Origin of the sequence: Psychrobacillus sp. BM2, from assembly GCF_048572895.1 — a bacterium.
Classification (GTDB): Bacteria; Bacillota; Bacilli; order Bacillales_A; family Planococcaceae; genus Psychrobacillus.
Window position 1 is genome coordinate 2,032,621 of sequence record NZ_CP183878.1, and the last position, 14,515, is coordinate 2,047,135.

Annotated in this window: 15 protein-coding genes and 1 pseudogene; 5 read left to right on the forward strand and 11 right to left on the reverse strand. The window is 34.9% G+C overall.

Features of this window, described 5'->3' with window-relative positions; translation table 11 throughout:
• The first annotated feature begins 76 nt into the window (after positions 1 to 76).
• Positions 77 to 1,063 carry a diaminopimelate dehydrogenase gene (locus ACN6MX_RS09820; protein ID WP_419962422.1) on the forward strand — a complete coding sequence of 329 codons (987 nt, stop codon included), beginning with the start codon at positions 77 to 79 and terminating at the stop codon, positions 1,061 to 1,063.
• Positions 1,064 to 1,091: 28 nt separating this feature from the next.
• Here the strand turns inward: ACN6MX_RS09820 and ACN6MX_RS09825 are convergent, their stop codons facing one another.
• Positions 1,092 to 1,307, reverse strand: a complete 216-nt coding sequence (locus tag ACN6MX_RS09825) for a hypothetical protein (RefSeq protein ID WP_419962423.1) — start codon at positions 1,305 to 1,307, stop codon at positions 1,092 to 1,094.
• Positions 1,308 to 1,310: 3 nt separating this feature from the next.
• On the opposite strand from ACN6MX_RS09825, the pseudogene ACN6MX_RS09830 reads away from it, so the two are divergent.
• A pseudogene (locus ACN6MX_RS09830) lies at positions 1,311 to 1,457 on the forward strand (LysR family transcriptional regulator); the annotation flags it as partial.
• Between the two features lie 37 nt (positions 1,458 to 1,494).
• Here the strand turns inward: ACN6MX_RS09830 and ACN6MX_RS09835 are convergent.
• From ACN6MX_RS09835 to ACN6MX_RS09870, 8 genes are all read right to left on the reverse strand, one after another.
• Positions 1,495 to 1,761, reverse strand: a complete 267-nt coding sequence (locus ACN6MX_RS09835) for a hypothetical protein (protein WP_419962424.1) — start codon at positions 1,759 to 1,761, stop codon at positions 1,495 to 1,497.
• A 187-nt stretch (positions 1,762 to 1,948) separates the two neighbouring features.
• Positions 1,949 to 2,062: an RNHCP domain-containing protein gene (locus tag ACN6MX_RS09840; RefSeq protein WP_419962425.1), complete on the reverse strand. Its 114-nt coding sequence runs from the start codon at positions 2,060 to 2,062 to the stop codon at positions 1,949 to 1,951.
• 32 nt (positions 2,063 to 2,094) lie between these two features.
• Positions 2,095 to 2,418: a hypothetical protein gene (locus ACN6MX_RS09845; protein WP_419962426.1), complete on the reverse strand. Its 324-nt coding sequence runs from the start codon at positions 2,416 to 2,418 to the stop codon at positions 2,095 to 2,097.
• A 563-nt stretch (positions 2,419 to 2,981) separates the two neighbouring features.
• Positions 2,982 to 3,833 (reverse strand): hypothetical protein, encoded by an 852-nt coding sequence (locus ACN6MX_RS09850; RefSeq protein ID WP_419962427.1) that lies wholly within the window; start codon positions 3,831 to 3,833, stop codon positions 2,982 to 2,984.
• Positions 3,808 to 4,323 carry a sigma-70 family RNA polymerase sigma factor gene (locus ACN6MX_RS09855; protein ID WP_419962428.1) on the reverse strand — a complete coding sequence of 172 codons (516 nt, stop codon included), beginning with the start codon at positions 4,321 to 4,323 and terminating at the stop codon, positions 3,808 to 3,810. Before ACN6MX_RS09855 ends, ACN6MX_RS09850 begins: the two co-directional genes overlap by 26 nt.
• 123 nt (positions 4,324 to 4,446) lie before the next feature.
• The gene (locus ACN6MX_RS09860; RefSeq protein ID WP_419962429.1) at positions 4,447 to 7,617 is read right to left on the reverse strand and encodes an ATP-binding cassette domain-containing protein; all 3,171 of its coding nucleotides are present in this window, start codon (positions 7,615 to 7,617) and stop codon (positions 4,447 to 4,449) included.
• Positions 7,618 to 7,822: 205 nt separating this feature from the next.
• Entirely contained in the window at positions 7,823 to 8,239 is a 417-nt protein-coding gene (locus ACN6MX_RS09865) for an SRPBCC family protein (protein WP_419962430.1), read from the reverse strand.
• Entirely contained in the window at positions 8,236 to 8,562 is a 327-nt protein-coding gene (locus ACN6MX_RS09870) for an ArsR/SmtB family transcription factor (RefSeq protein WP_419962431.1), read from the reverse strand. The genes ACN6MX_RS09865 and ACN6MX_RS09870 overlap by 4 nt, the downstream gene beginning before the upstream one ends.
• Before the next feature lie 293 nt (positions 8,563 to 8,855).
• Here ACN6MX_RS09870 and ACN6MX_RS09875 point away from each other — a divergent pair, with 293 nt between their 5' ends.
• From ACN6MX_RS09875 to ACN6MX_RS09885, 3 genes are read left to right on the forward strand one after another with little or no spacing between them, the layout of a single operon-like run.
• Positions 8,856 to 10,376 (forward strand): spore germination protein, encoded by a 1,521-nt coding sequence (locus ACN6MX_RS09875; RefSeq protein WP_419962432.1) that lies wholly within the window; start codon positions 8,856 to 8,858, stop codon positions 10,374 to 10,376.
• A gap of 16 nt (positions 10,377 to 10,392) precedes the next feature.
• Positions 10,393 to 11,514, forward strand: a complete 1,122-nt coding sequence (locus tag ACN6MX_RS09880; protein ID WP_419962433.1) for a GerAB/ArcD/ProY family transporter — start codon at positions 10,393 to 10,395, stop codon at positions 11,512 to 11,514.
• Positions 11,501 to 12,625 (forward strand): Ger(x)C family spore germination protein, encoded by a 1,125-nt coding sequence (locus ACN6MX_RS09885; protein WP_419962434.1) that lies wholly within the window; start codon positions 11,501 to 11,503, stop codon positions 12,623 to 12,625. The genes ACN6MX_RS09880 and ACN6MX_RS09885 overlap by 14 nt, the downstream gene beginning before the upstream one ends.
• A 72-nt stretch (positions 12,626 to 12,697) precedes the next feature.
• Here ACN6MX_RS09885 and ACN6MX_RS09890 read toward each other — a convergent pair whose 3' ends face one another.
• Both ACN6MX_RS09890 and ACN6MX_RS09895 read right to left on the reverse strand, forming a co-directional pair.
• Entirely contained in the window at positions 12,698 to 13,654 is a 957-nt protein-coding gene (locus ACN6MX_RS09890) for a nucleoside hydrolase (protein ID WP_419962599.1), read from the reverse strand.
• 315 nt (positions 13,655 to 13,969) lie between these two features.
• Entirely contained in the window at positions 13,970 to 14,473 is a 504-nt protein-coding gene (locus tag ACN6MX_RS09895) for an N-acetyltransferase family protein (protein ID WP_419962435.1), read from the reverse strand.
• Positions 14,474 to 14,515 lie beyond the last annotated feature (42 nt).

Sequence of the window (14,515 nt, forward strand, 5' to 3'; positions counted from 1 at the left end):
TATTACTACAGCATTAGCTAAGGATGAGATTCATCTCTTCACTAAAAAATTCAGTAAAGAAAAAGGAGATAGGTTTATGAGTAATAAGATCAAACTAGGCATTGTTGGATATGGTAATCTTGGGAAAGGTGCAATTGAAGCTATTAAACAAACTCCAGACATGGAATTAGTAGCAATTTTCACTAGAAGAGATCCTAAAGACTTAAATCTTGATGAGCCCAATGTAAAAATCGTAAATATTTCAAAAGCGAGTGATTATAAAAATGAAATTGATGTAATGTTACTTTGTGGTGGATCTGCAACAGATTTACCTGAACAAACTCCTTACTTTGCAAGCATGTTTACCACTGTAGATAGTTTTGATACGCATGCAAAAATTCCTGCGTTTTATCAATCTGTAAATGAAGCTGCAACAAAAAATAATACAACTGCAATTATCTCAGTAGGATGGGATCCAGGCTTATTCTCCATCAATCGTGTGATGGCAGATGCAATTTTACCGAATGGTGAAAACTATACGTTCTGGGGTAAAGGACTGAGCCAAGGACACTCGGATGCAGTAAGAAGAGTAAAAGGTGTAAAAAATGGTGTACAATATACAATTCCAGCTGAAGACGCAATCGAAAAAGTTCGTAGTGGTGTAAATCCTGAACTAACAACTGCAGAAAAGCACGCCCGTGTTTGCTATATCGTTGCTGAAGAAGGCGCAGACAAAGCGGCAATCGAGAATGAAATCAAAACAATGCCAAACTATTTCGCTGATTATGATACAGAAGTGAATTTTATCTCAGAGGAAGATTTAAAACGCGACCACTCCAAAGCACCACATGGCGGATTTGTCATCCGAGGTGGGAATACAGGTGCTGGCAACAAGCAAATTTACGAATTCTCACTTAAACTAGACAGCAATCCTGAATTTACTGCAAGCGTATTAGTAGCCTACGCGAGAGCAGCTTATCGATTAAATGTGGAAAAACAGTTTGGTGCGAAAACAGTTTTTGATGTCGCACCTGGTTATATTTCACCACGATCAACAGAAGAATTAAGAAAAGATTATTTATAAGAAATGATTGTAGATACAACTCCCTTTTTCATAAAGGGGGTTGTTTTATTATCCCTTCATAATCCAACTTTTTGAATTTCAAATCCTCACGAGCTCCTTTATGAATAAAAGACATTACTTCTTCAAAAAGTGATTCCTTATCTTTACCGAAAGTTATTAAATGTGCAGAATTTGCAAAAGCCTTTATTTTCTTGTCATTTAAAGATAAATTTTCATATATTATACCTGCACTCTTTTCATACAAGGAGAGCGTAGTCCCTACCAAATAATAACGAAAGAGCTTGAAGTTCCCGCTTTTCGGAATATTGGTATTGCTATGAGAGAACAAAAATCACTTTCACTTGCAGCCAAGAGATTTTTAGAATATATATCATATAGAAAGAGAGAGTATTAAACTTGATGTAAAATTTTTGTTTATATACCGAATTTCGTTAAACTTTACCAACGATTGCATAAAGAAAGGCAATAAATAAACTACCTAATGAAATGGAAAATAACGAGATATACTTTATAAATCCTTTTTCTTTCTTAAAGAAAGCACCGATACCAAGCCCTACTCCTGTTAGATAGATACCAAAGCCAATGAATATACCCCACCACCCCAAAATATCAATACTAATCGGTGGGAATGCCATATATGCAACAAAAATTCCAACAACTATTAATAAAATGGAAAAATTACTAAACTTTCTTGTCATTTTTTCATCTCCTTCAATTCTATTTATATCTTTAAGCGATTTAGATTTCCATTGTTCAATGAAACGCCGAAATCTACTGGATGTTGGGGTATAAAAATAGACCATCGACATGATAATCTTGTTTAGCTAAAGCATCTATTAGTTGTACAAAGACTTCATGACTATCTAAGCTAAATTTGTCGAACCTTTAAAAAGACACAATTCGCATTAAGTCTTGACACTCACTTGAACGATCACCTGGATAATTATCTAAGTGCTTTGAAAACAGACAAAATGGACAGTGATTGCGAAAGCTTAACAATTTTCCTATTTACAACTGCCTCAAAGGAGTTTTTAGAAATAGCTTCTGTAACCATAAATCATTGCTGCAAGTGTTATGATGGTGAATGCCAAGGTTGTGAAAAAAACAATACTAGGTGAAAACTCAAGCTTTTGACTTTCCATTTTAATACCTGTGGAACCTTGAATGCTCATATCCAAGTGTCGAGTACCCATACCACTCCCCTTAAAGGTAAAAAACCAAATTATAATGGTAACTGCTAATCCAATGAAAAATGAGAAGTCAATGAATTTCGTATGAGTGAAATATGTTATACCGAAACTCAAACCTACTAAAACTAACAAAGTTATAACGATGGTTAGTAATTTTCGTTTCATTTTGTCTTATCCCCCTTAGTATTCAAGTAATTGTATCTAGTCATATTAATATACGATTAAATAGTCACTTGGTTTCACATATTTATAGTTCTGTTTGTTCATCTAAACTTCTGCTTCAGTTTTAGCGCAACATTCACATTGTATCGCTGAAATTTCTATGCATTTTATACAAAAAAAGAACATCTAAATGATGATCTTTTATTGAACTAAACTAGTGTACCAGTGAAATGGTGATTACTTTTTGAAAAATCGCATGACGTTAGCTTAGAAAGGTTTTTTAACTTCTTTCTTCAGTTTCCTCTGAAAAATAAACGCTAATATAAAAGATATTCCAAGCTATTACTAACACTAACAATCGAATATATTGATATTTTTGTTCACCATAAAAAATAATGATGCTACCTATAATAAACGTTGGTACCTTTAGATAAAACCCCATTCTTACTTCCTTATTTTTAAAACTGAATTCAAGATATAAATAAGAAATTATCTTTTTGATTTAATTCAAAGATTGGGATACCCAAATACTTGGATATCCCTTAACGCTGTTGCTACAAGTTTATTTAATATCTTTCTTGTTGATAATATTCGGCACCATAGTTATCCACTAAAATACGCTCACCTTTTCTCGTAAATGTAATGTCAAAACCATCCGCCGATAACCACAAAATTTTTCCATTATCTTTGTAGATAAGTCGAGGTTGTTGGAAATGTTTAAACACATTTTCCTTACCAATTTCTTTTAAGTATAACTCGATAGCTGACTCTACTTTATTACGTGAACGAGAACCATTCACAAGCAATTCACCATCATCTATTGCCACAAACTGATTGTTTTTATGACTATATCCACCAAAACCAAAAATGGCTTGCGCCTGCGCTACTTCAATATCAAAACGATTATATATATAAAAGGGTTGTTCATAAACTGACTCATATATTTTACCATCAACGATTTGGTAATACGCAACAACATCGTTCCATTTTTCTCCTTCTTTATTCATTACCATAAATTTCAACCAAATGATGCCGTCAAGCTCCAGTAGGAATTCTGCATTCGAAAAATCCATATTTTCATATTTTCTATATAGTTCATCTACAGTTGCACCATATGCTGGGGATGCTACTTGATTTAGCGTTTCTTGATCCTGTGCATTAATTGCCTCAAAATACGTATTAAATAGTTCTCCATGGTCCCCAAGTGCTTTTGTAGTGGCAGCGCTTAAAATCGCTGACTGGGCTGACCAAAATGTAATCGTAAGAAGCAAGGAAACGATTGCAACGAAGCCTGCCATTGCAAATATCGGAGTACGCGTCAACTTTTTTCTCGGTTTAGCCATTTTCTGTGCAAGGTCCTTCGTCATCCAGGGCTCTTCGCCAATCACCTCATCAATACCCGTTTTCAATCGTTCCATCAAAGCCGTCCTCCTTTAGCACCGATTTAAGTTTTTTACGACCACGAGCGAGCCTTGTGCGTACCGTTGCCGAGGAACAATTAAGCAACATGCCAATTTCCTCTGACGAATAATCCAAGTAGTATGTAAATACAATGACTTCACGGTATTTTAGCGGTAATGTAAGAACGGCTTGTGTGAGTTGGTGATTTTCTGATTGTCTCATGACATTCTGCTCTGACGATCGACCAAATAAATGTTGAATTTTTTCACCCACAAATGTATTTTTATAATGCCAACTTCGCAAATAGTCGTAACTACGATTGATCGTCATCCGATACATATAGGTACGATACGTAGCCTCTTCACGAAACGATGTTTGCTTTTCAAATGCTTTGAGTAGCACATCTTGGACAATGTCTTCCGCAGCTTGCTTATTTTTCACATATATATAAGCAAGTCTTAACAACTCCTCACCATGCTCGTATATGAACTTTTCAAGTCGCGTCATAGGTCTCTCCTTTTTTCGGTTTAAACGTTAGACGGAACAATGACAGTTTCTGTTTCAAAAATGAACACAAGGAGAAAATAAATTAAAACGGGTATATCAAATAAAGATCGAATACATATTAATTTAATTATGTTGCTCAAGATATTGGTAAATTGCCATCATTTCTTGCTTATTCAACTCACGAATACGCTTGAAAATTAGAAGATCCTCTACTGGTCCAAGATTCAGCCTTTTACTAACAACATGACTAACTTTACCAGTTAGCCATATTTCTACCTCTATGCCTTCGACAACTTCCTGAAGTCCCTCATCATTGATACCACTTGCATTACAACTTACACAAGGTATCGTTAATTTATAGACTCCGTCATGTAGATTATCTTCCGTTATGACCTTCTTTCCTTTACAGAATGGACATGGGTGACTTTTCTTAATTTTATTTATTTGAGTAATAAGTTTCTTGTAACCAAACGCTTCATACACATATGTTAGTTTTTTGTATTTTCCATTAGTGAAATACTTATCAATGATGTTCTCTCTTGTTTCATTTATATTGTCAAAATCACAGACAGTTATCTTATTACTGTTGCTGATGGATTCAATATTATCTTTAATACTTTCCCAGAATGGTAATACGTTTTGTAGTACCATTTCATAACCAGCAAAGCTTGCTAGTTCTAATTCAAGCATTTTTAGAGCGACTTGTGTTTCCCTACTCAACAATGAGACGTCTTCCGTCAAAGTCATATTGCCGCCTACAACAGCTTTCAATTTTATCAGCTCCGGTAATGCTCCTACTGTTTTCAGAACTTGATCAAGTGGCAGCTTTATAATCTCTCGAATATCCGTATCACCAAATTTGAGCTGTTTATGATGGTTTAACACAGAACCTTTACAAATCGGACATACAATCATCTCTTTCGATGCTTTCATATGTTCTTTAATGATCGATTTCGAAATGAACATATACATTCCAATTATGCTATTAAAGCCTTGCCATGTTCTCTGCGTCTTACCTGCTTTATCATAAAATGACTTTTCCCAATACCCATATAAAAAGGTATGCTTTTCATCTTCGGTCATGTCATTATAGCTTTTACTCATATCCTGCCCGAGCTCATTCTTAATCTCTTCAAAAATGAATTGCAACTTTGGATATTGATAGTATTTTAATACCTCCATCACGTCAGGATGCAATTGACCATCCCAAAATGGTACGGTCTTGTCTTGAATAACAACATCAAAATCAAATATCTCAATCACTCCGCGCCCCGAGCAGCTTGGGCAATGATTATCTTGGTAATAGAAATCGAAACTGCTGGTATCTTTATTAGTTGGATGTGATGCCACAATATGGTTGATCAGACCGCCGATTTCATAGAGGAAACTATATTGGCTATACAAGTGACGTTCCAGATCAATGGCAATGATTGGTGCAATTTTTTCGGATTCGTATTCACCATATATCAAACGAGCCATGGAGGATAAGCTTTTTAAAATCCCACCCTTATAGACGTTTTCTGCATTTTTAAAATAGGCTATCTGATTTTCTTTTAAGTAGTTAATTCCATTTTGTTGATGGATAGTGGAAGAAATTTGCACTGGAGCAACACTATCCGAACTGTTTTGCATACGGTAGTAATCATCATGACTGACAACATCAAGATGCTCTACAGGTGCAAGTTGTCTTTTACCAAAATCCAGAATAAAATCAGAGTTCTCTTGCATATAAGAATTATGTTCAATCATTATTATGGAGACAGATTCATCCTCCAGAATGACCCTAACACTATCAATGAATTGATTTAAAATATTTTGTGATAAACCTTTTGAAGGCTCATCAAAAATAAATAGCGTATGTGGATTTCTAGAGTTGGCAAACAGCTCAGATACTAAATGAACACATTGAAATTCACCGTTCGATAAGGATTGTGTTTTTCTTTCCAACGTCAAATAACCAAGTCCTAGTTTGATCAATAAACTCAAGCGTTTATGAACGATGTCTTCATTTGGCAGTTCATCAATAATATCTTCAATCGAGCGCAGAAAAATATCATCAATATCTTCACTATATTTTGTGAGTTTCCTTTTAATATCAAGAAAAGTCGCAACTGTAGAACGACTGGTAATCGATTGGTTTCGATTTTGCCCCACCATTACGAGTTTATCTTTCGGATATCGTTTCAGAAAATCTTTGGCTATACACTCATTGACCAGTGTAGATTTACCACATCCAGACTCCCCCGTAAAAGTAACAATTCTATTTTTGGGAATTTGGATTTCAGCCATTTGAATATTACGACTGTAAAGATCATGAAAATGATAGTATTCTGTTGGCATTGCCTGATTTCTTTCCCAAGTGATTGGTTTTGGACGTGGGGATTCTTCAACAATTTTCCCGCCGTATTTACCACTACCAGGTCCAAAGAACACTTGATCATCCGTTGTGTCGAGTACTGTGTCTGAATGATCAATAAGCCAAATTTGATTTTTATATCCTAATTGTTTAATCTGTTCTAAAATTTTAAGTAATGTTTGATGATCAAGACCCACCGAAATTTCATCGATAATAATAACTGTATTTTCACTTGCTGCCATAAATTCAGCTAAGTAAAGTCGTGTTAGTTCTCCACCCGAGAGTGTCCCCATAATACGATTTAATGTTAAGTAACCAATATTCATATTGATAATATTTTTAAGAATATGTTGTTTCGCTTCACTAATATGTAAAACTTCTGCTAATGAAAGAATTGCTTCTATACTTAAGTCGTTAATATCGGAAATACTATGTGGTCGATCCAATAATTCTATTCTTTTTTGCAGTACTTCTGGGTTATAGCGCTTGCCCTCACACTTTTTACATTCGATATTTTTGGTAGTACCTCGTCCTTTACACGCAGGGCACCAACCTAATTCATTGTTAAATGAAAAAACTTCTGGAGAAAGATTAAATTTTTCAGCAAGCGTATCCCGGATCTCTTTAAAAACGCCGGTATGAGTGCCAATGGTTGAACGTGGATTTGATGAAATGGATGACTTTCCTAGAAAAAGCACTAATGGCATTTCTTCCATCTTGATAGCACTGAAATTAGTTTCCATAATATTAGGAAATAAATATTGATACTCAGCCTTTGGCAATAAAGAAACGAGACGCTTCTTGGATTCTTCACCAATTGTTTGACAAAAAGTTGTTTTACCAGATCCAGACAGACCAGCAATACCTAACGATTTATCTACTGGTAGTACTGCATCTAAATTGTTTATATTGTTCGCAATTAATTGATTTATTTTCATAGTGATATCTCCTCCATTCTCTATATGTAGCATTGCCATATTTGTAAAACTTAAATGTTTCTTTAGAAAAGCACCCTTATCATAATGAAAGAGCACAATTCTTGCTACGGAATTGCGCTCTTTTGAAGAATATATTAATTTTTAAATACAAGCTCAAAAAATTAGACTTGAATAAGTAGACAACTTCGAGTATGAAGAAAACATTTTACTGTTCCGTTAACACTTTTTCGAGCTGATCTCCCATTTGTATCCAACTATATTTAGCTCCCTCGATAGCTCCTTGACGTGCTTTTGTTTCTTCACTGAATCCTGCTTGATCAAAATGTAAATGAGTATTTCCATCCGAACCTTTTGTTAAAGTCCATGTTACAGTAGTGCTTTCGCCGGCACTTTCCCATGTGTAAGAAAGCTTATTGGGCTCATCTACTACTAATACTTCACTATCTACAATCCCATTCCACCATTCATTTGGCTCAGCACGGAATTGAAATTTATGTCCTACTACTGGTTTGAAATCATTTTTCCATATCCATTTTGCAAGTGTATCCGAATCTGTTAAAGCGTTCCACACTTGCTCGATTGAACTTGTAAATTGATAATCTAGTGATACATCTGGTTTCATTTTTTTTCCTCCAATAATTGATTTAATTTAGCAATTCTTTCTTTCCAGAATCCTTCGTAAAAAGAAACCCAATCTTGAATTTCTCGTAACGGAGTGGCATTCAGCCGATAACGCGTTTCTCTTCCGACCTTTCGTTGTGTTACGAGACCGGCATCTTTCAAGATTCCCAAATGCTTAGATACTGCTGTACGACCCATTTGAAAATGGACCGTTATCTCATGTAAGGGTAATTCTTCAACATCTGCCAACATTCGAAGTAATTTACGCCTTGTTGTATCGGCCACAGCGTCATATACATCTCTGATCGGTCTTGTCCCGTTCAATATCACTCTCCCCCTGAACTTCGCATTTTAAAATGACACTAAAAGGTGTCCTATTTGTAATTATAATACGACACTATTTTGTGTCATGTCAAGTTTTCTCTTGATAAAATATTTTAGCCAAAGTTGTTCACATTCATGACGAGAATCACTACATTAAAGCTAAACTTCATTTACAAGCATCCTTCAACTTACTTCAAATAAAAACTATTAAAGTGAATGTAAATAGTATAGATTCCCCTTCTAAAGCCTATTCTATAGATTAAGTTATAAATGAGAGGAGCCTACTATTCAAGATGAAGTTTAAACTACCTTTCAATAAGAAACAGCCACCCATTGCAAATGATCCAGTTAAAGAGGATATAGGCAGGATTACTCCTTCAAAAATTGATTTTATTCAATCCATAAAAGATGCCACCCACGATCCATCTGATTTAATCGTTAAATTTATTCCGCCTAATATCACCCTTATTTATATAAATAATTTAGTGAAAGACCAGACTTTAAATGATCACATCATAACTATTTTACAAAATAACCCAAATGAAACACCAGAAATAATTAAGAATGCTCTATCGGTACCAGTAGTAAATATATCGACTCAACTTGAGGAAACTGTAAAATCTCTCGTGAATGGGACTATTCTTATCCATGTGGATGGGTATCCACAGGCTATATTAGCAAATATCGCCACTCGAGAATCTCGAAGTTTGTCAGCACCCGAAAATGAATCACAAGTAATCGGAGCACAGGTTGGATTTAATGAAAGTCTTTCGACAAATATTTCATTGGTTCGCCGCTATATCGTGAGTCCTGATCTTTGTAATGAAGAATTGAAAGTTGGAAAGCGCACAAATACTTCTATTTCAATAATATACATGAATGGTATTGCATCTGATCAAATGATTAATACACTGCGTCAAAGAATTACTAATCTCGATTTAGATGCCCTAATCGATAGTGCGATTCTTGCGGAAATGATTGATGATAACTCATTATCGCCGTTCCCACAAATGCTTCTGACCGAAAGACCGGACAGATTTTGCGCTGGTATATTAAATGGGAAATTAGGAGTTATAGTAGACGGTAGTTCCATGGCTATCATTTGTCCTCAATCGTTTATTGAATTCTTTGAAAGTCAAGAAGATCAAAATCTAAGATGGCTAATTGCTACTTTTGTTAGGTTATTAAGATTTTCTGCTATTCTTTTATCCGTTTTTTTGACACCAATATATGTAGGGGCACTGACATTTCATTACGAAGTAATTCCTCAAGCTTTTTTGGTTCCACTAAGTGAATCGAGGGCTCTAGTTCCATTTCCGCCTGTATTTGAAGCATTACTTCTTGAATTTATTATTGAATTATTAAGAGAGGCTGGAGCAAGATTACCAACAAAAATTGGACAAACTATTGGTATCGTTGGTGGTATCGTAATTGGTACAGCAGCCGTCCAAGCTGGAATTACAAGCAATATATTACTAATATTCGTCGCATTAAGTGCCCTGGCATCTTTCACAACACCAAGTTATATGATGGGGAATGTTATTCGGGTAACACGCTTCCCAATTATTATACTTGCTGGTTATTGGGGCTTTTATGGAATTATGCTTGCATTTTGTTTTATACTCATTCATCTTTTACGACTGTCTAGCTTGGGTGCACCATATTTATCGCCCTTTTATCCTCCAAGGTTGCAAGATATGCGAGATAGTATTATTAGATTGCCTTTTCCAATAAATACAAAAAGACCGGAAATTACAAGACCGGGTGATCAAGATAAATTCGATTCGGAACCTGTAAAACCTGATAAAAGTTGAACTGAAGGTGAAATGAATGAAAAATTCTATACAACTTAGCCCTAAAGATATGATTAATGCTTATTTGCTTTTTTTTATAATTCAAAGCGCTCAAATTGGGGTTGGTATACAGGGGTTTGAACGAATTGTGGTTCAAGATGCAAAACAGGATGCATGGATTTCAGTATTATTAGCAGGTCTTGCAACACATATCGTCGCTTTTTGTATGATTAAAACGTTAGAAGTATACGGTTCCAATGACCTTTATGGAATCCAGCAAGCTATTTACGGAAAATGGATTGGCAATTTTTTAAATGCCCTTTATATATTGTATTGCTTCGTAGCATTCTTTTCTGTCCTACGGAATTATATTGAAGTTATTCAAGCATGGATTTTCCCGGGTATAAGTACCTGGTTTCTTTCGGCTACACTACTAATAATAGTCATATATGCGTTTACGGGTGGGCTTCGAGTGATGGTTGGTGTTTCTTTTTTTAGTGTCGTACTCTCTCTTTGGATTTTACCTATGCTAATATTTCCAATAAAGTTTTCTTCAGCAGAAAACCTACTTCCGATTTTGGAGAATAAATTTAGCTCTATATTAAAAGGTGCACAATCCATGGCTTTTACGATTGTAGGCTTTGAAATACTTAATATAATCTATCCCTTTATAAAAGACAAAAAAAATGTCAAAAAACATACGCATTTAGCTTTGTTGACTACAACAATTATTTATCTAGCTTTCATGATGGTATCGATTACTTACTACAGTGAAGAAAAGTTGCTTAAAACGATATGGGCCACATTAACATTATTTAGTTTTATCAGTTTTCCTTTTATGGAGCGATTTGAAATTGTCGCTATTTGTTTTTGGATGTTGATCATTTTGCCCAATCTTTGTCTTTATTTATGGGCTGCTTATCGTGGAACTATTCGATTAGTAAAAATAAGCGAAACTACCTTCGTTTGGATATTCTCTCTTCTCGTTTTCATAGGTACGCTAATCGTTCAAACACGTACGCAGATTAATACGATTAACACTCAATTCGGGCGTGTAGCTTTTTATATCATATTTGTTTACCCTATTTTCTTATTTTTGATTACGATGTTGAAAAAAAAATTCACATCTCAGAAGGAGCAAAAAAATGAGGAAGTTTAATGTCTATTTCATTCTTCTTTTTTTAGTAGGTATATTAACCGGATGTGTAGAAACAAATATTCTGGATAGAGTAGGGTTAACCACTTTAGTAGGTTATGATGTGGGAACAGAAGAAAAAATAGCTACTACCGCTGTTATTCGCGAAGTAAACCCAGAATTTCAAAGTAATGTAGAAATTGTGTCAACTGAGAATGAAACTAGTAAAGGGAGCCGGATGAAGACTAATCGTAAACTATCAAAAAAAATCACCGTCGGTCAAATGAGGGTTATTTTGTTTAGCGAAGAGTTGGCTAAGGATAATCTTCATTATTACATTGATACACACTTAGAAAATGCTAGTGTAAGTAATAGTCTTTACATGGCAGTTGTAGAAGGTGAAACAGCTCCATTCCTTGAATACGAATATAAAAATATTGATGATATCGGGCAACATATATTTAGGCTACTTGAACAAAACATAAAACAGGAATATATGATCTCGTCTACTCTTCATGAAATTGCGCGCGATTATTATTCGGTCGGTAAAGATTTCGCTATGCCAATCATAAAAAGAGATGAAGAATTCGTTGAGATGAGTGGAATTGCCTTATTTAAAGGTGGCAAAATGGTAAGCTCACTCCCGGTTAAGGATAGTTTTTATATCAAGCTTGTGAGAGATAGTTTTAAGTCAGGATTATTCGAAACTGTCCTAAAAAGAGAGGATATGCCCACCAACATACTAAAAAACCCGCCTGAACAAATTCCAGTAGCATTTGATGCAATTCAATCAAAAAGAGAATTGAAAGTAGTTAATGCTTCTACACCGGAATTTGATCTGCATCTGAAATTAAAAGCAAGATTATTAGAAATATATCCAGATGTTAATCTAGGTGATCCTAAAATTGTTGCAGAACTTGAAAAAGCGATTAGTAAAAATCTATCAAGAGAAATTTCCAGGATTATTGCCCAATGCCAGGATGTCGATTCGGATATTTTTGGCTTCGGGGAGAAATATAGAGGCTCTGTAAGAAACTCTAAGTTGACGAAGGAAAAATGGCATAAGTTGTATAAAGATATGAAAGTAAACGTGAGTGTAGATTTTGTCATATTAAGGGATGGGGTTCTTGAATAATACCGATCACAAAGAGAATCGATATTATATCTAGCTCAAATGTTTATTTTATCAGAAATCAAATTCTGTAATTTATTCATTATTTAATGCTTGACCTGTCATAACGGATAAAAAGTTATGAAAAAACATGTCATAGTTAATATCAAACGCAATACGATGTATTTTTTCTCCGTTATTTTGTTTTTCATATGGTCGGGTTTCAGCAATGCTTTGCCCTCTTGCAGGTCCCTTTAGTTCATCGACGACTATTACTGGGTAAAACTCATATGTGAACATTTCAGGAAAAATGGTTGCCATGAGGGTAAGCGCATCATGGATAGGGCTGCCTTGAAGAGATGGGTCCCGTTCTTTATAAAAACGTGTATAGTATTCCATTAATGGTTTGAAAATCTTAGTTTTCCCAAATTGATCTATATAGTCAACCATACCAGGGGTGACAATTGCTTTTTGCGTAGCATTTAGCGGGAAAATCGTAACATTATTTGCGTAAGTCAGCACAATATTTACCGCAATAGGATCCCCGTGAAAGTTTGCTTCTGCAACTGTTGTGACATTTCCAGGGATCCAAAAAGCTCCACCCATAATATAAAATTCTTTCACATTTTTCATAAGGTCTCTATAGAGTATGAACATCGTGGCAAGTGAAGTAAGACGACCGATATTTACAATTACCAGATCATCCTTATATTTTTCAATTATCTTCACTATTTCCAAAAAGTTTTCGATTTTCAACTCATGGTCATCATTCGGTATGATTGGTCCAAGTCCATGCTCTCCATGAATTTCCGGATAAAAAGTAGGCTGTTCACCTGTTAAAGGTACTTCTGCCCCCCGGATAACTGATATTCTTTCTGGAAAGTGAAACATTTTCAGTAAATAATAGATATTGGACACGGCATCTTCTCTTGATACATTACCATAATCTGCAACTATACCAACAATTTCAATCTCTTCATTTAAACTAGCGTAGATTAATGCAACTGTATCATCAATTCCAATATCACCGAATAAAAGCACTTTTTTTACCAGGAAAATCCCTCCTTTTTAATTCCAATTTTGGTACCCTTATTTTATGGTTGAAGGTACTAATTCGACACTATATCTACCAATACTTTGGAAAATAGAACGAAGCCACGTGTCCTCTTCGATCCTTGTATAATATTAAAAAACCGTTTAGATGAGGTGCATCTAAACGGCAAAATAGACTGGTTCCCTATATGGGGATTGGCAAGTTTGGCATAAGTAATCCATTGAGTGCTAACTCAGAGTTGGATTACTTTTTTCTTGTCATTGAATATATAAATCACACATACGTTCTTATTTTTTTATGAGAATATCAAAATTTTACTCAACTCCAACTTTAGTGCTTCTTCTTTCAAGCAATACCACATCACGCCAAACTCCATTTAATTTCCCTATTCGTTTTCTTGTCCCTACTTCTTCAAATCCAAACTTTCTGTGTAGATTTATGCTAGCTTCATTTTCTGGGAAAATCATTGCTTGTATCGTCCAAATTTTGTTTTGCTCACTGGAGTCAATAACTTGCTGTAACAATCGACTACCAACACCTTTCCCTGCTGCACTAGAAGCAATATAAATACTTACTTCTACAACTCCGAAAAATGCCTGCATACTAGAAATTGGAGTTAATGCTACCCAGCCCACTACAATCCTATCCTGTTTAGCTACAAATCTGCAAACATTTAAATGATCTTTATCCCATTCATCCCAGATTGGAGCCTCTGTTCTAAATGTGGCATTAGCAGTTCGAATACCCTCGATAAATATCTCTCTGACCTGATTCCAATCAGAACTTATCATTTCATTAATAATTATGTGTTGTTTCATCTATATTCCTCATTTTCCTATAAATAAAAGCACTTCCAAGAT